Consider the following 15,993-nt stretch of genomic DNA (forward strand, 5'->3'; position numbering starts at 1 on the left):
AATATTTACTGCCTAGCATCTGCCAAATATTCCCATTGGGCGTATTTAAGGAGGTTCAAATGGGCGCAGCACCGCAGCATGCACCGCAGATGTTGGTCGCCGAGCGCGACTTCGACTGGGGCCAGGACCAGGCCGCCATCCTGGCCATCGTCGGCCGCTATTTCAGCGATTTCAACGGCAACCGGTGTTGCTGATCATCGCGCTGGGGGTGGCGATCCGGCGCTACGCTGGCTGCTACCGGCGTTTTTCCCGGCGATTGAAAAGTTCTCTTACAACATCTGCTTTCCGGCGCTGCTGTTCAGCGGCATCGCCAGGCTTAGTTTCCGTTCGGCGCAGGTGGCCGAGCTGACGCTGGCGACCCTGCTGGTGGCGCTGGCGACGCTGCTGGCGCTGTGGCCGGCGCGCGCCTTGCCGGCGGCGTCGCGCTCGTCGGTGGTGCAGGGCGCGGTGCGGCCCAACACCTATTTCGACATTGCCGTCTCGTCGTTGTTGTTCGCGCGCCGACGGCGGCGCTGGTGATGTTGTCGCTGGCGCTGTGCCTGCTGGTGGTTGATCGCGGTGATGGCGCTGTCGTGGTGGAGCGGCGCCGCCCCGGCCCGGCCGCATCGCCCGCAACCTGGCCGCCAATCCGATTATCCAGTCGACGCTGGCCGGCGTGCTGTGGAGCCTGGCCGGCTGGCCGTTGCCGGCGCGCTACCGCTCAGCGGCCAGTTCCTGCAGTGGTTGGCCTGAGGCCGGCGCCCGCGCCAGCGCGGCGGACGCTGGCGAGGCCAGCCCGAACAGTGGGCGCAGCACGCCAATGCGGCGCACCACCTCAAACACGCCGAAGCTGATGCCGAAAGTGAGCACGATCAGGAAGGTGCCTTCGATGTCCGGCGCCAGTTTGATGGGCTTCATCCAGTGCGCCATGCTGACGATCAGCGTCTGGTGCAGGATGTAGACCGGGAACACGGCTTCGGTCAGGTAGCGGCGCTTGGCGCTGTCGAAGTTCAGGTGACGGTGGCCGAAGCCGCATACGGTCAGGATCGGCGCCCATTGGCACAGGCAGTAGATGGCGCGCATCACCGGCTTCCATTGCAGCACTTCCGGCGTGGCCAGCGCTTCCGGGATCGACCAGTAGCAGACGATCAGCGCCCAGCTGCACAGCCACAGGCCAAGGCTGGTCCAGCGCAGCGCGTCGACGCGGGCCCAGAAGCCGGTCTGCATCGCCAGCAGCGCACCCAGGGCGAACAGGAAGAAGTACTGGGCGTGGCTGTACCAGTCGTCGACCAGCGCATGGGTGGTGGGGAAGCGGTCGGCCAGCGTGCAGCGCGCCACCGCCAGTACGATCACCGGCAGCACGATGATGCGCCAGCCGCTCAGCAGGCGTCCCAGCGCGTCGGACAGGCGCTGGAAGCGGGCGCCGAGCAGCCACACGATCAAGCCGCCGATCATGGTGTAGGCCCACAGGTAGGCGACGAACCACAGGTGGTTCCAGGTCGGCATGCGCAGGCAGTCGGCGCCACGGCAGAAGCCGTGGTAGCTGCTGACGTAGAGGCGCATGAATTCCGCGTAGCTGCCATGGTAGGCGACCTTTTCCACTACCTCGAAGTATGACTGCGGCGGCACGATGACGAACATGCCGAATATGAGCGGCACCAGCAGCCGCCAGCTGCGCTGCTTGAGCAGGGCGCCGACGCGCAGTTTTTGCAGCATGAAGGCGGTGGCCACGCCGGAAATCATGAACAGCAGGCCGAGACGCCATGGTGAGGACAGGATCATCAGCGGTTCGATGGCGTCGCTGGCGTAAGGACTTTTGACGTGCCAGTCCCAGGTCACGTAGTACATGCCGGTGTGGTAAAAGATCAGCACGAAGAACGCGAAGATGCGGATCCAGTCGAGGAAATACAGGCGTGGCTTGGTCATTGATAGCTCCTTTGTGATGTCTTAAGGTTAAGGAGCCGGCGGCGCTGCGTCCAGCGTGGTGGGGCGAACCGGGTGGCGCCTGGGGCGAGTTGGACGCCTAGGTGTTGTCGGCGATCCGCGCGACGACATCGGCGCGGTATTGACGGCTGAGGGGGACGCACGCGCCGCTGTGCAACAGCAGTTCGCCGTCCCCTTTATCATGGTTGACGATGCTGGCGATGCAGTCCACCTGCACGGCGGCGCGGCGGTGGCAGCGGATGAAGCGCGGGCCGAGTTTGTCCAGCAGGCCGGCCAGGGTCTGGCGCATCAGCGGCTGGCCGTCTGCGGTGTGCAGGATGATGTAGTTGTCGGCGGTTTCGATCCATTGAATGGCGTCGACTTTGACGATGCGGGTGCCGGTGCGGTCGGGGACCAGCAGTTGGGTGACGGCGGGCAGGGCGGAGGCGGGCGTTTGCCGCGGTGGTGCGTCGGCGGCTGATGCGTCGGCGGCGGTGCGCGCTGCGGCCAGGCGTTCGCGTGCGCGCTGCAATGCGCGTTGCAGGCGGGACTGGTCGTAGGGCTTGAGCAGGTAGTCGATGGCGTTGGCGTCGAAGGCGCGCACGGCATATTCGTCGTAGGCGGTGACGAACACCACCAGCGGCGCCGGCGCTGGCAAGGACGCGGCGACATCGAGGCCGGTGATTTCGGGCATCTGGATGTCGAGCAGCAGCAGGTCGGGGGCGAAGGTGGGCAGCATTTCCAGCGCTTCGACGCCGTCGCGGGCTTCTTCGATGGTGTCGATGCCCGGTTCGGCCGCCAGCATGCGGCGCAGCTTGTCGCGCGCGGGGCGTTCGTCGTCGACGATCAGGACGCGCATGGCAGCCTCACTTCGGCCCGCACGCCGGCGGGCGAGAGCTGGATCAGGTCAAACGCTGCCTGGTCGCCATACAGCGCGGCCAGACGTTGGCGCAGATTGCGCACGCCGATGCCGCCCGCGCCGGCGCTGCGGTCCGCGTTCGCGGCGCTGCCCGCCGCCGGCCCGCCTGCTGCTGGCGTGGCGGCGGGCAGCAGGCCGGCGTCGTCCTCGACACGCAGCACCAGCATGTCCTGCTGGCGCTGGACAGATAGTGTGATGGCGGTTGGCTGGCGGCGCTTTTCCACGGTGTGCTTGAACACGTTTTCCAGCAAGGGCTGCATGCTCATCACCGGCACCGCGCAGGCCAGCAACGTGTCGTCAACCTGCCACGCGATGCTGACGCGGTCCGAGAAGCGCTCGGCCATCAGCGCGGCGTAACCGCGCAGCAGCCGCAGCTCCATTTCCAGCGGCACCAGATGGCGCTCGCCGACATCGAGCGTGGCGCGCAGCACGTCCGACAGCTGCACCAGCATGGCGTCGGCGCGCGCCACGTCGCTGTACATCAGCGACGAGATGGTATTCAAGGCGTTGAACAGGAAGTGCGGCTGCATCTGCTGGCTCAGGCGCAGCAGCTGCGCCTCGCGCAACGACGCATTGGCGCGCTCCACCCGCAGTTTTTCGTCCAGCATGGCGTGGAACGACAGCACGCCGAAGGTGATGGTGGCGAAGATGAAAAAGAACACCGTCATCTTGATGTCTTCGTACAGATAGATCCCGGCCCAGCCGCCGTGCGGATAGGGTTCGCCGGCCCACGCGTAGACCGCGTGGCGGATGCCGAAGGCGACCGGCACGAACGCCAGCCAGTACACCGGCAGCCACACCAGCTGGCGCGCGAACCAGCGCAGCGGGGCGTCGATCAGGTGGTCGTAGCGGCGCGTAAAGTGGCGCTGCGCCAGCAGCAGCAGGGTGCCGGTCAGCGCCGACGAGCCTTCCCACAGCACCGGCTTCCACAGGCCGTGATCGTGGTCGCGCAGGTATTCCTGGACCGAGGTGGTGATCATCAGTAGCCAGAACAGCAGCCAGGCGAGGGCGATGACGGTGCGGGTGCGGTGCATGGGGTTAGCGGTAGCGCGCTTCCATCAGGTCGATTTCGCGTACCAGCTTGCGCGAGGTTTCGTCGGAAATATGATCGTGGCGCGCCAGGTCGAACACGGTGTTGCGCTCGGCGGCCAGCGCCGCCAGCCGCAGTTCGCGTTCGGCGGAATCGGTCTTGCGCCAGGCCTGTTCGCTTTCGGGATCAACCTCCTTCAGCTTGTGCTCATAAAAGGCGATCACGCGCGCGGCCGCCTCCGGATAGACATCCGGGTCGATGCAGGCGTCCGATTCCATCAGCGCTACCTGGGCTTTCTCGATGGCGGAGATGGCGGCATTGGCAGCGGTGCGGCGCGCCAGGTCTTCTTCCTGCTGTTCTTCCGGCTCGGCCGGGAAGGTCATGCCGGCCAGCAGCCGTGGCAGGGCGATGCTGGCCACCAGCAGCGACAGCAGGATCACCGAGCAGGCCAGGAAGATGGTCAGCGCGCGCGCCGGGAACGGCGCGCCGTCCGGCAGCACCAGCGGCAGCGTCAGCACGCCGGCCAGCGTGATGGTGCCGCGCGCGCCGGCCAGCGTGGTGGCCAGCAACAGGCGCGGATTGATTTTCTGGCGCGCCTGGTGGCGGAACTTCTGCTTGAAGATGGTTAGCCGCAGCGAGGTCCAGACCCACGCCATGCGCAGCACCAGCAGGCCGGCGGTGATGGCCAGCGCGTACACCAGCAGCCACCAGCGGTTCAGGTGTCCGCTTTCTTCCAGCGACGTGCCCGCCAGGCGGAAAATCTCCGGCAGCTGTTCGCCCAGCAGCACGAACATTACGCCGTTGAGCGAGAACTGCACCGTGTCCCACACGGCCGAGCGCTGGATGCGGGTGCTGGCCATGGCGTGGCCGCTCAATTCGACATAGCTCATGGTGACGCCGGCCGCCACCGCCGCCAGGATGCCGGAGGCGTGCAGGCGTTCGGCCACCAGGTAGGCGCCGAACGGCATCAGCAGGTTGACCAGGATCGGCGAACCTGGCGGCTCGCCGAAGTGGCGGGTCAGCCAGCGTTGCACCCAGGTGATCAGCCAGGTCACGCCGACGCCGGCCGCGATGCCGCCGGCCACCAGCCAGAAGAAGGTGACGGCGGCGGTTTGCAGCGAGAAGGCGCCGGTCATGGCGGCGGCCACCGCAAAGCGGAAGCACACCAGGCCGGAGGCGTCGTTGAGCAGCGATTCGCCTTCCAGGATATGCATCAGCCGTTTGGGAATCGGTGTGGTGGCGGTGATCGAGCTCACGGCCACCGGGTCGGTGGGCGAGACGATGGCGGCCAGTGCAAAGGCCACCGGCAGCGGCATGGCCGGGATCATCCAGTGGATCAGGAAGCCGGCGCCGATGACGGTAAACACCACCAGCCCGAACGCCAGTTCGATGATGGTGCCTTTGTCGCGCAGCAGGCCGCTCTTGGGGATGCGCCAGCCGTCCAGGAACAGCAGCGGCGGCAAGAAGACCAGGAAGAACAGGTCCGGTTCGAGGTCGACCCCATGTTCGGATTTGGCGGCGATCAGCGCGCCCAGGCCGATCTGCACCAGCGGCAGCGGAATGGTGCCCGGCAGCACCCGGCGAATATACGCGCTGGCGACCACCGCCAGCATCATGATCAAGACGACTTCGATTGAATCCATGCCCTAGCTTTACTCCATGTACGGTTAAACAGGCTAAGCTTACACTATCGTCTGTCCGGTAAAAAGTTGGGCCATGGCACTGGCGAAAGAGAAAACTTTCTGTCATAATGCATGCCTTCTGCGGGAGTAGCTCAGTTGGTAGAGCGCAACCTTGCCAAGGTTGAGGTCGAGAGTTCGAGACTCTTCTCCCGCTCCAGAATTCGCTAGCATATGAGTAGCAATATAAAGGAAGCCCACGGGCTTCCTTTTTTGTTGTTTATCGTTCTCCAACACAACATATTCGGCGTTGCTAACGTTATACTGGGTTAGGACCACCGAAGGAGACGAATCCATGAAATCTGTTCAACAGGAAGTTGATGAGCGTAGTAATTTAACCAACTCCAACAAGTTCGAACTCCTCTTGTTCCGTCTCGGCGGCGACGCCAATGGCGAACATTCTGAGCTGTTCGGTATTAACGTCTTCAAAATCCGCGAAATCGTTGCGATGCCCGAAGTGACTGCTGTGGCCGGATCCCCGCCACACATGCTGGGCGTAGTCAATCTGCGCGGACAAATCATCACGGTGCTGGATTTGCCAGGCATTGTCGGTGTGACCCCAAAAACTGGTCTGAATATTATGTTGGTCACTGAATTCGCGCGCACCACGCAAGCGTTCGCGGTCGAATCAGTGGATGAAATCGTGCGCCTGGACTGGAGCCAGGTGCTGACGGCCGAAGGCACGGCCGGCGGCAAGGTCACCAGCATCGCCCGCGTCGATGGCGACACGCAAAACACCCGCCTGGCGCAGGTGCTGGACGTGGAAACCATCTTGCGCGAACTGGTGCCGCCGGAACGCGAAGATATCGATCCGGAAACCATCGGCCCGAAAGTGCTGCTGAAACCGGGCGCCGTGGTGCTGGCCGCCGACGATTCGGTGGTGGCGCGCAACCTGATCGAAAAAGGTCTGGAAGCGATGGGCGTGCATTTCATCATGACCAAATCCGGCAAGGAAGCCTGGGACCGCCTGCAGTCGATCGCGGACGGCGCCAAGGCCGAAGGCTTGCAGATTACGGATCGGGTGGCGATGGTGCTGACCGATCTGGAAATGCCGGAGATGGATGGCTTTACCTTGACCCGCCTGATCAAGCAGGACCCGCGCTTCGGCAAGATTCCTGTGGTGATCCACTCTTCGTTGTCGGGCAAGACCAATGAAGACCACGTCAAAGGCGTGGGCGCCGATGCGTATGTCGCCAAGTTCTCGGCCGAGGACCTGGCCGGCACGATTCGTTCGGTCTTGGGCAAGGCTGCGGCGTAAGTCGCAAAACACGGTAGTATGAAGGGCCGCGACGGCGACGTCGCGGCCCTTTATTTTTTTCGAAAGGATATACCGTGGCAGCCAAGAAAATTCTGTTCCTGACGGGCGACTTTGCGGAAGATTACGAGACCATGGTGCCGTTCCAGGCGCTGCAGGCCGTCGGCCATACCGTGCACGCCGTGTGCCCGGACAAAAAGGCCGGCGACACCATCAAGACCGCCATCCACGATTTTGAGGGCGACCAGACCTACACCGAAAAGCCCGGCCACCTGTTCAAGCTGAACGCCAGCTTTGCCGACGCCGAGGTCGGCAACTACGACGCGCTGATGATCGCCGGCGGCCGCGCGCCGGAATACCTGCGGCTCAATCCACGCGTGATCGAACTGGTGCAGCAGTTCGCGGCGGCGGCCAAGCCGATTGCGGCAGTGTGCCACGGCGCGCAGGTGCTGGCGGCGGCCGAGGTGATCCGCGGCAGGACCATCTCCGCTTATCCGGCCTGCGCGCCGGAGGTGAGGCTGGCCGGCGCCACCTATGCCGAGATTCCGGTCGACCAGGCGGTGACCGACGGCATCTTCGTCACCGCGCCGGCGTGGCCAGCGCATCCGGCGTGGATCGCCCAGTTCCTGCAGAAACTGGGCACCGAAATCAAGCTATAGCGTCAAGCCGCAAGATTCTGCGCGTGGAAGCGCAGGTGGTCTTCGACGAAGGTCTGGATGAAGTAGTAGCCGTGATCGTAGTCCGCGTGGCGGCGCAGGGTCAGCGGCTGCGCCGCCGTCCGGCAGGCGGCCTCGAAGGCCTCCGGGTACAGCTGCTCGGCCAGGAATTTGTCGCCCAGGCCCTGGTCGATCAGGATGCCGGCCGGGAAGGGCGTGTTCAGCCCTGCCATCAGCAGGGTGGCGTCGTACTGTGCCCATGCCGCCGTATCCTGCCCGAGGTAGCCGCTGAACGCCTTGCGGCCCCACGGGCATTGCGACGGCGCGGCGATCGGCGCAAACGCCGAGACCGAGCGGAACACGTCCGGGCGTTTCAGCGCCATGGTCAGCGCGCCATGGCCGCCCATCGAGTGGCCGAAGATGCCGAAGCGCTGGGCGTCGACCGGCAGTTCGCGCGCCACCAGTTCGCGCAGCTCATGAATGTAGCTGTACATGCGATAGTGCCTGGCCCACTTGGCCTCGGTGGCGTCGAGGTAGAAGCCGGCGCCGACGCCGAAATCCCAGCTGTCGCTTTCGCCGTCGACATTGGCGCCGCGCGGGCTGGTGTCGGGCGCGATCAGCATCAGGCCCAGCTCGGCCGCAACGCGCTGCGCGCCGGCCTTGACCATGAAGGTCTCTTCGGTGCAGGTCAGGCCGGCGAGGTAGAACAGCGCCGGCACCGGGCCTTGCGCGGCCTGCGCGGGAATGAATGCCGAGAAGCGCATCGGCAAGCCGATCTCGCGCGAGTCATGGCGATAAAAGCGCTGCACGCCGCCGAAGCAGGCATGTTCGTTGACAATCTCTAGCATATTTGTGTCCTTATGTTCCTCAGCGCACAGTGAAAACGGCCGATCCAGCGCAGAATTGTACAAGTATTGTTAAAAAGGAGAAGTACATGCCGGATATTCAGGTCATTTTGGCCGATCTGGGCTGGCCACTGGCGATTGCCCTGGCCTGGCTCTCGGGGGAATTCGTGCATCGCTGGACGCGCTTGCCGCGCATCAGTGTTTACGGTCTGGTGGGATTTTTACTGGCACAGGCATTCCCGGAGGCGCTCAGCAGCGGCGCCTCAAGCAATGTGACCATTCTGGCCAACATGGCCTTCGGTCTGATCCTGTTTGAATTTGGCTACCGCATCAATCTGCACTGGCTGCGGATCAATCCGTGGATCGCCGTCAGCGGGCTGGTGGAATCGGCCGCGACCTTCGGCGTGGTGTACCTGATCGCGCATCTGACCGGCATGCCGCCGCTGACTTCTCTGCTGCTGGCCTCGCTGGCGATGTCGACTTCGCCGGCCGGCGTGCTGCGCGTGATCAACGAAGAAAACAGTTCCGGCCAGGTGACCGAACGGGTGCTGCACCTGGTCGCCATCAACAGCGTGATCGCGGTGTTCGTGTTCAAGGTGGTGGTCGGCTTCTGGGTGTTCCAGACCTCGGGCAGCCTGACGCAGGCGGTGTCGCACAGCGGCATCGAACTGCTGGTATCGGCCGCGATGGGCGCGGTGATGGGCTTTATCGTGCCGGCGCTGCTGCGCCGGCTGGGCGCGCTGGCGCAGGATGGCACCATCGCCTTCGCGCTGGGCGTGATCCTGCTGGTGGCGGCATCGCGCGCGTTTGACGTGTCGCCGGTGCTGGCCACCTTGACCTTCGGCCTGGCGGCGCGCCACAAGCGGGTGGCGTTCAGCCGCACCGAGCGCAACTTCGGCGGCATCGGCGAACTGCTGACGGTGCTGCTGTTCGTGTTTGCCGTCTCGACGCTGGAGTGGGAGCGGGTAGTCGATGGCGCCGGCCTGGCGGCGGTTCTGCTGCTGGCGCGCTTCCTGGTCAAGACCACCAGCGTGGCGGCGTTTGCGCACGTCAGCGGCATCTCGTGGCGCAAGGGCGTACTGACCGGCATCGCGCTGTCGCCGATGTCGGTGTTTGTCACGCTGCTGCTGGAGCAAACCAAATACATGGGGATCGTGCTGGTCGATGAGCTGGCCGCGCTGACGGCCATGACGCTGCTGCTGGAAGTGGTCGGTCCGGTGCTGACGCAGCGGGCGCTGATCTGGGCCAAGGAATCGCCAACCCAGGAGGAAAAATAATGGCATTGGAAGAATTTAAATCGTCGAAGCCGCTGACCATGGGCGTCGAGCTGGAGCTGCAGCTGATCAGCCTGTCGGACTTCGACCTGACCGCGTCCAGCCCGGACTTGCTGCACCTGTTGAGCCGCAAGCCGTTCCCCGGCAACGTCACGCCGGAAATCACCGAGAGCATGATCGAGATTAACAGCGACGTGCACACCAACCATACCGAACTGGTGGCGCAGTTGCAGCTGATCCGCGACACGCTGGTGACGGCCGGCGAGCAGCTCAACATCGGCATCTGCGGCGGCGGCACGCACCCGTTCCAGAAATGGTCGGACCGCCGCATCTTCTCCAAGCCGCGCTTCAAGGAAGTGTCGGAGCTGTATGGCTACCTGGCCAAGCAGTTCACCATTTTCGGCCAGCACGTCCACATCGGCTGCGCCTCGGGCGACGACGCCTTGTTCCTGCTGCATTCGCTGAGCCGCTACGTACCGCACTTCATCGCGCTGTCGTCGTCGTCGCCATATGTGCAGGGCAATGACACGCTGTTCAACTCGGCGCGGCTGAACTCGGTGTTTGCGTTCCCGATGAGCGGCCGGGCGCCGTTCACGCAAAGCTGGCACACCTTCGAGCACGAGTATTTCGCCAAGATGGAACACACCGGCGTGATCAAGAGCATGAAGGACTTCTACTGGGATATCCGTCCCAAGCCGGAGTTCGGCACCATCGAACTGCGCGTGTGCGACACGCCGCTGACGGTGGAGCGGGCGGCGGCGCTGGCGGTGTATCTGCAATCGCTGTGTGCGTATCTGCTGGAGCGGCGCGAGGCGGCGCCGGAAGAAGACGACTACCTGGTGTACAACTACAACCGCTTCCAGGCCTGTCGCTTCGGGCTGGACGGTACGGTGGTGCATCCGAAAACCTACGAGAGCCTGTCACTGCGGGAAGATATCCTGACCACGCTGCGCAAGATGGAACCGTATGGCGCGCAGCTGGGCGCCACGGCCGGCTTGCAGCACTTGGTGCAGGTCACGCATGAGGGCAGCGATGCGCATTATCTGCGCCAGCAGTTTGACGCCAGCGGCAGCGTCGAGGGCGTGGTCGATTCAGCGATTCACCGCTTCCGCGGGCGGTGATTACTTGAAGGTGATCGCCTTATTGAGACGGGCGATCACCTCATCCGGGACGTTGGTGCCGCACATGATGTGGCGCTCCATGCCGCGCGGCATATCCTTGAACGCCAGCAGCCGCAGGTTGGGATGCTGCGCGGCGTGGTGCTGCATGATGTAGTGGCCTTCGTCTTCCGAGACGAACATCAGGTCGACCATGCCGGTGTTGACCGACTGCAGCATTTTTAGCGTCGATGCGGTGGAAATTGCCTTTACCGGCTGCCAGTGCGTCATGAAGGCGTCCAGGTTTCCATACGAATAGTTATCCTTGACCAGCACGCGGGCGTCGTGCTGGCGCGCCAGTTCGGCCAGCGAGCCGATGTTGCGCGCGGCGAAGGCGGCGTTGCTCAGCACCACCCAGGTCCGGTCGCGATAAATGGCCTTGGTGAATTTGCCGTATTGCCGCCGTTGCGGCGTGTTGAACCAGCCGATGGCGCAGCTGGGGCTGGCGTGGTCTTTCACCATCATCAACTGGCGGTTGCTCGGCACCTTGTGCCATTGCACGGGGATGCCGGCGTTGTGAAAGGCAGCGGTGGCGGGCGCACCGGTCAGGCCGCCAGGCGTGCCGTCGGGCTGCGTGATCAGGTAAGGCGGCCGCTCGCTGTACGCCACATGGATCACTTCCTCAGCCGGGGTCAGCGGCGAAGCCAGCAGCAGACAGGCGGCGAGCACGGCACATCTCATGATGATGGTTATCGTTATAGGGTGCCGCCAGTCTACACCATTGTCTTGCGCGGTATATACATAGGGGCTTGTCCCTCCCGCCGATGCCTGCTTTTGTCTGAAATCGCCTGAGAAATGCCTGCGTTTGTAACAGGCCGTAGCCCATCTTCATAGGAGAAGTGCGAAAGGTGGCCGGGAAAAAGCAGACAATCTTCAGGCAATTTCAGTCAATTTCAGGCATCAGCCCGAGACCACACCGGGTGTGCATACACCGGCAGCGGTCAGAAGCGCGTCTCGCGGGCCACGCGCAGGAAGTTGTCGAGGATGCCGGTGCAGTCCAGCAGTTCGACGCCGCCGGCGCGGTGGAATTCCGGGTGCCATTGCAGGCCCATCACGAATGGCGCCTTGCGGTAGCGGATCGCTTCGACCATATTGTCGGGCACCGACAGCGCCTCCACCGACATATCCCGCCCCAGCGTTTTCACTGCCTGGTGGTGGATCGAATTGACCAGCCCCCGCGCCTGCCCCTTGAACATGCGCGCCAGCGACGAGCCGGCCGGGAAGCTGATTTCATGGCGATTGCGGTCGTAGTCGTCGTTGACGTGGGCCAGCGATTCCGGCACGTCCGACGCGATGTCCTGGTACAGCGTGCCGCCGAAGGCGACGTTGATCAACTGGCAACCGCGGCAAATGCCCAGCACCGGCTTGCCGGCCTCGACAAATTCATGCAGCAATTCCAGTTCGTACATATCGCGCGCGCGGTCACCGCCCCATTCCGGCCGGGTAGGCAATTCGGAATAGCTTTGCGGCGAAACGTCCGCGCCGCCTTGCAACACCAGCCCGTCCAGATGCTTGGCATAATCGCGCAGGCGGATGTTGGACGGATGGAGCAGGCCATCGGTATTGACGGTGGGGATCATGAACACCAGCACATCGCGCGACATCACCCACTGCGCGATCGACTCTTCGAGATACTGCAGATTCTTGCTGCGCAGGCCGGTCGCGCCCGGTTCCGGGTGGAAGATGCGCGCCGAGACGCCGATGTGCAGCGGGCGCTGGATGATGTGCCGGGTGGCCGCTGCCGCCACGCGCCGGTAGCGCGCCATGATGACGCGGCCCCACAGGCTGAAGACGGTGTCGCCGGGATCGAGGTAGCGCGGCGTGCCGCTGTCGTGCGGGGTCTTGCGGTCCTGCTGGCGGCGCTCGCTTTTATCGGCGGCGCGGCGTTGTGGCGTGACTGGGGGATCTTGCTGGTCTGGTCCGTCGCTCATACTCATTCCTGTTGGTCTCGGATGGCATCAGTGTGCCACAGGTCGAGGTCAACAGTCGTACGCGACGGTGGGCGAAGGTGAGCGCGCGTACATTGCGCGCCCGCCGTGCCGCCGTTACTTGGACTTGCTGCCGGTTTTGCTGCCTTTGTTGCCGCCGGCGTCCGACTGGCTATTGCCTTTGCTGCTGCCGCCATTGCCGGTGGATGACGAACCGGTCGTGGCCGATTTGCTGCCTTTGGCTTCCTGCACGCTGCTGTTGCCGCCGTTTTTGCCACCTTGGGTCGGTTTGCTCATGATAACTCTCCGTGTGAAAGGCGCACCTCCAGTAGGGCGCTGTGGAGTATCTTAGTGCCCCATGCCAGAGCACGGTGTAGGCCGGATGCCCGTGTTCACGTAGGCGCAGCCTGTGTAACTTGTTGGCTCATCCATATGTGACCCAGGCTCTTCACAAGCAAGGAATCTCCTACGCCAACACAGGCGAGCTGCTCTACCCGCACCGTCGCCCCGGTCTTACCATGAGCTCTCCCTGGCGCACCAGTGCCGGGACCACACCTAAAGGAGACCGCATCATGGCCAGTTCCAATCAAGGCAACCAAGGCAACCAAGGCAACCAAGGCAAGCAGGGCACTGACAAAGGCAGCAGCGAGCAAAGCGACACCAGCAACCGTGGCTTCGCTTCGATGGACCCGGAACGTCAGCGCGAGATCGCTGCGGAAGGCGGTCGTGCCGCCCATGCGTCCGGTAACGCGCACGAATTCACCTCTGACGAAGCGCGCAAGGCCGGCAGCATGAGCCATCGAAGCGACGGCAATCAGCAAAGCGGCAGCAGCGGCAGTGGCTCGCGCGGCAGCCGCAGCGATGAGCAGGACGACGACCAGGACGGCGGCATGCGCGGGTCGTCCGGCGCCGGCGGCTCGCGCAGCGGCGGCAGCCAACAAAGCGGTAGTGGCGGTTCGCGCGGCAGCAGCGAAGACGCTGGCAAGACCGGCAGCAGCGGTAGCGGTGGCACACGGGGCGGCACTCCGGAGCAACATGCGGAGGCCGGCCGTCAAAGCCACAAGAAAGACCGTTGATTAGTGTGATGCATCAGGCGGCCGCGCGCTGCCATGTTGACGCCGTTAGCGCCCGCGAGTACTCGCGGGCGCTATTCGGGCGGCAGCATCACGATGCTGGAGACAAAACACCGCGCATCACGGTTCTAGCAACAGGGAGCGCCAGCCGTGCGGTCAGCGCATCGGCGAACGCCGTCACCAGCGGATCGGCTTCGCGCCGCGTGGCCAGGCCGACGCTGGTCAGCAGCCGACCCTGCGACAGCGTCACAAAGCGCACGCCAGCCGGCGCCGTCAGGCGCATGCACTCGGGGACGATGGCGATGCCCAATCCCGCCTCGATCAAATTCAGCTGCGACGACTTGCGCGACAACGCCCGCGCCGGCTTGGGGAAGAAACCCTGTTCCAGGCAGAGATTGGCCACCAGATAGCTCAAGCCGCCGCGGTCCTTGTGGGGAATGGAGATAAACGCTTCATCGCTGAGCGCCGCCAGTTCCACATTGTCCAGCGCCGCCAGCGGCGCGTGCTGCGCCACCGCCACCATCAGCCGCTCGCTGCCGATTTCGCGCACCTGGATGTGCGGATGGCGGCGCAAGGTCGGCAGCCGTAGCAGGCCGATGTCGGCGCGGCCTTCTTCGATTTCCAGCGTCTGGTTTTCCGACGGCAGCATCGACACCTCCAGCGTCACGCCCGGATGCGCGTCCAGCGTTTGCGCCAGCGCGTTGCTGATGCGCGGCGTCAGGATCACCGAACTGGAATGCTGGAGCCGGATCACGCCTTGCGATCCCTGGCCCACATGCCGCGCCTGCACCAGGGTGTCGTCGATGTCCTCCAGGATGCGCTTGCCGCGTTCAAAGAACAGCTGTCCGGCCGGCGTCAGTTCGAACTGGCGGGCGTCGCGCATCAGCAGCGGCGTTTGCAGCTCATCTTCCAGTTCCTTGATTTGCCGGCTCAGCGCCGACTGCGCGATGTACAGCTTTTCCGCCGCGCGCGAGTAGCTGCCCGCTTCGACGATCTCTATAAAATATTTAAACTGTTTGAGCGAAATCACCGTTATGCCGTTTCGAGATAGATGGCCGCCGTTTTTGCTATTGGATCAAACCTGGCCTGGCCGTTAAAGTGAAGCGTCTCTTCTTCGCATCTCTACTTATTGAACGGAACCTGCCATGTTGGAATTATTGGGCATTGTCGGCGTGGTGCTGAGTATTGCAGTAAAACTGATCTGCGTCCAGATCGGCTGCACCAGCGGAGTCGACGACAAGGAGGATTAGGCCGCATAATCGCGGCATGACTAAACATATCCTGACGATGGCCGCCATGCTGATTGCCTCACTTGTGCTGGCCGCGCTGGCGGCGTGGGGCGCCGGCGCGCTGTGGTTCCAGCTGCCGGCCGGCGATTTGCCACGCAAGCTGGCGCTGCTGGTGTGGGCCGCGATCAGCGTCGCCGCGCTGGTTTTCCTGTGGCGCCGCAGCTGGCTGGCGCCGTCCGTGTGGCTGGTGCTGCTGATCGTGCTGATGGCGTGGTGGCGCACCATCCAGCCGTCGCACGAACGTCTGTGGGCCGACGATGTCGCGCGCATGGTGACCGGCAAAGTCGATGGCAGCATCGTCACGCTGGACCAGGTGCGCAATTTCGACTGGCGCAGCGACACCGATTACACGGTGCGCTGGGAGCCGCGCCAGTACGATCTGGACCAGCTGCGCACGGTCGATGTGGCGCTGTCGTACTGGATGGGACCGGCCATTGCCCACACGCTGGTGTCGTTCGGCTTTGCCGACGGCCGCTACCTGACGTTTTCGATCGAGATCCGCAAGGAGCGCGGCGAGAGTTTCGACGCGCTGGCCGGCTTCTTCAAGCGCTACGAGACGGTGCTGATCGCCGCCGACGAGCGCGACATCCTGCGCGTGCGCACCAACGTCCGCGACGAGGACATGTGGCTGTACCGCCTGAAGATGCCGCCGGAGATGATGCGTTCCCTGTTCATGGCCTATCTGGACGAAGGCGAACAGCTGAAGCGCGCGCCGCGTTTTTACAACACCCTGATCGGCAACTGCACCACCATCATCTACCAGATGGCGCGCCGCATCCAGCCCGGCCTGCCGCTGGACTGGCGTCTGCTGGCCTCCGGCTATCTGGATCGCTACCTGTACGATCTCGGCGCGCTGCAGGGGCAGGGCGATTTCGCTACGCTGCGGCAGCATGCCCACATCACCGCCCGGGCGCGGGCGGCCGGCCAGGCTGACGATTTCTCCGCGCGCATCCGGCGCTGACAAGCGGCCCGATCTGGCGTATAAG

At 64.0% G+C, this 15,993-nt stretch carries 17 protein-coding genes and 1 tRNA gene; 9 read left to right on the forward strand and 9 right to left on the reverse strand.

The window, feature by feature from the left end; genetic code table 11:
* The first annotated feature begins 59 nt into the window (after positions 1–59).
* Together GTP55_RS30040 and GTP55_RS11890 are read left to right on the forward strand one after the other, a co-directional pair.
* On the forward strand, positions 60–194 hold the full coding sequence (locus GTP55_RS30040; RefSeq protein ID WP_267876849.1) for a hypothetical protein: 135 nt from the start codon (positions 60–62) through the stop codon (positions 192–194).
* Between the two features lie 142 nt (positions 195–336).
* Positions 337–519, forward strand: coding sequence for a hypothetical protein (locus GTP55_RS11890; RefSeq protein ID WP_161045135.1), 183 nt, complete (start codon positions 337–339; stop codon positions 517–519).
* A gap of 174 nt (positions 520–693) precedes the next feature.
* On the opposite strand, the gene GTP55_RS11895 is transcribed toward GTP55_RS11890, so the two are convergent.
* From GTP55_RS11895 to GTP55_RS11910, 4 genes are all read right to left on the reverse strand, one after another.
* A complete protein-coding gene (locus tag GTP55_RS11895; protein WP_161045136.1) occupies positions 694–1,905 on the reverse strand; it encodes an acyltransferase family protein in 1,212 nt (403 codons plus the stop codon).
* A gap of 97 nt (positions 1,906–2,002) precedes the next feature.
* Positions 2,003–2,761 (reverse strand): LytR/AlgR family response regulator transcription factor, encoded by a 759-nt coding sequence (locus GTP55_RS11900; protein WP_161045137.1) that lies wholly within the window; start codon positions 2,759–2,761, stop codon positions 2,003–2,005.
* A complete protein-coding gene (locus GTP55_RS11905) occupies positions 2,749–3,855 on the reverse strand; it encodes a sensor histidine kinase (protein ID WP_161045138.1) in 1,107 nt (368 codons plus the stop codon). The genes GTP55_RS11900 and GTP55_RS11905 overlap by 13 nt, the downstream gene beginning before the upstream one ends.
* A gap of 4 nt (positions 3,856–3,859) precedes the next feature.
* Complete coding sequence (locus GTP55_RS11910; protein WP_161045139.1) at positions 3,860–5,494, reverse strand: Na+/H+ antiporter; 1,635 nt, start codon at positions 5,492–5,494, stop codon at positions 3,860–3,862.
* Positions 5,495–5,614: 120 nt separating this feature from the next.
* Here GTP55_RS11910 and GTP55_RS11915 point away from each other — a divergent pair.
* The 3 genes from GTP55_RS11915 (at position 5,615) to GTP55_RS11925 (ending at position 7,444) form a co-directional block, all read left to right on the forward strand.
* Positions 5,615–5,690, forward strand: a tRNA-Gly gene (locus GTP55_RS11915).
* Positions 5,691–5,825: 135 nt separating this feature from the next.
* Positions 5,826–6,788 carry a chemotaxis protein gene (locus GTP55_RS11920; RefSeq protein WP_161045140.1) on the forward strand — a complete coding sequence of 321 codons (963 nt, stop codon included), beginning with the start codon at positions 5,826–5,828 and terminating at the stop codon, positions 6,786–6,788.
* 74 nt (positions 6,789–6,862) lie between these two features.
* Positions 6,863–7,444: a DJ-1/PfpI family protein gene (locus GTP55_RS11925; RefSeq protein WP_161045141.1), complete on the forward strand. Its 582-nt coding sequence runs from the start codon at positions 6,863–6,865 to the stop codon at positions 7,442–7,444.
* Positions 7,445–7,446: 2 nt separating this feature from the next.
* Here GTP55_RS11925 and fghA read toward each other — a convergent pair whose 3' ends face one another.
* Positions 7,447–8,289: an S-formylglutathione hydrolase gene (fghA, locus tag GTP55_RS11930; RefSeq protein WP_161045142.1), complete on the reverse strand. Its 843-nt coding sequence runs from the start codon at positions 8,287–8,289 to the stop codon at positions 7,447–7,449.
* 86 nt (positions 8,290–8,375) lie between these two features.
* Between fghA and GTP55_RS11935 the strand changes: the two genes are divergently transcribed.
* Both GTP55_RS11935 and GTP55_RS11940 read left to right on the forward strand, forming a co-directional pair.
* Positions 8,376–9,563 (forward strand): cation:proton antiporter, encoded by a 1,188-nt coding sequence (locus GTP55_RS11935; RefSeq protein WP_161045143.1) that lies wholly within the window; start codon positions 8,376–8,378, stop codon positions 9,561–9,563.
* Entirely contained in the window at positions 9,563–10,681 is a 1,119-nt protein-coding gene (locus tag GTP55_RS11940; RefSeq protein ID WP_161045144.1) for a YbdK family carboxylate-amine ligase, read from the forward strand. The genes GTP55_RS11935 and GTP55_RS11940 overlap by 1 nt, the downstream gene beginning before the upstream one ends.
* Here GTP55_RS11940 and GTP55_RS11945 read toward each other — a convergent pair whose 3' ends face one another.
* The 3 genes from GTP55_RS11945 to GTP55_RS11955 all read right to left on the reverse strand — a co-directional run bounded on the left by GTP55_RS11945 (position 10,682) and on the right by GTP55_RS11955 (position 12,942).
* Positions 10,682–11,386, reverse strand: coding sequence for a type 2 periplasmic-binding domain-containing protein (locus tag GTP55_RS11945; RefSeq protein ID WP_371868336.1), 705 nt, complete (start codon positions 11,384–11,386; stop codon positions 10,682–10,684).
* A gap of 272 nt (positions 11,387–11,658) precedes the next feature.
* Positions 11,659–12,648, reverse strand: coding sequence for a gamma-glutamyl-gamma-aminobutyrate hydrolase family protein (locus GTP55_RS11950; protein WP_161045146.1), 990 nt, complete (start codon positions 12,646–12,648; stop codon positions 11,659–11,661).
* Between the two features lie 114 nt (positions 12,649–12,762).
* The gene (locus GTP55_RS11955) at positions 12,763–12,942 is read right to left on the reverse strand and encodes a hypothetical protein (protein ID WP_161045147.1); all 180 of its coding nucleotides are present in this window, start codon (positions 12,940–12,942) and stop codon (positions 12,763–12,765) included.
* Positions 12,943–13,217: 275 nt separating this feature from the next.
* On the opposite strand from GTP55_RS11955, the gene GTP55_RS11960 reads away from it, so the two are divergent.
* On the forward strand, positions 13,218–13,721 hold the full coding sequence (locus GTP55_RS11960) for a KGG domain-containing protein (protein ID WP_161045148.1): 504 nt from the start codon (positions 13,218–13,220) through the stop codon (positions 13,719–13,721).
* 88 nt (positions 13,722–13,809) lie between these two features.
* On the opposite strand, the gene GTP55_RS11965 is transcribed toward GTP55_RS11960, so the two are convergent.
* On the reverse strand, positions 13,810–14,748 hold the full coding sequence (locus tag GTP55_RS11965) for a LysR family transcriptional regulator (protein ID WP_161045149.1): 939 nt from the start codon (positions 14,746–14,748) through the stop codon (positions 13,810–13,812).
* Positions 14,749–14,984: 236 nt separating this feature from the next.
* Between GTP55_RS11965 and GTP55_RS11970 the strand changes: the two genes are divergently transcribed.
* Entirely contained in the window at positions 14,985–15,968 is a 984-nt protein-coding gene (locus GTP55_RS11970; protein WP_161045150.1) for an Lnb N-terminal periplasmic domain-containing protein, read from the forward strand.
* Positions 15,969–15,993 lie beyond the last annotated feature (25 nt).

The sequence above is a fragment of the Duganella margarita genome (genome assembly GCF_009857535.1).
Taxonomy (GTDB): domain Bacteria; phylum Pseudomonadota; class Gammaproteobacteria; order Burkholderiales; family Burkholderiaceae_D; genus Rugamonas; species Rugamonas margarita.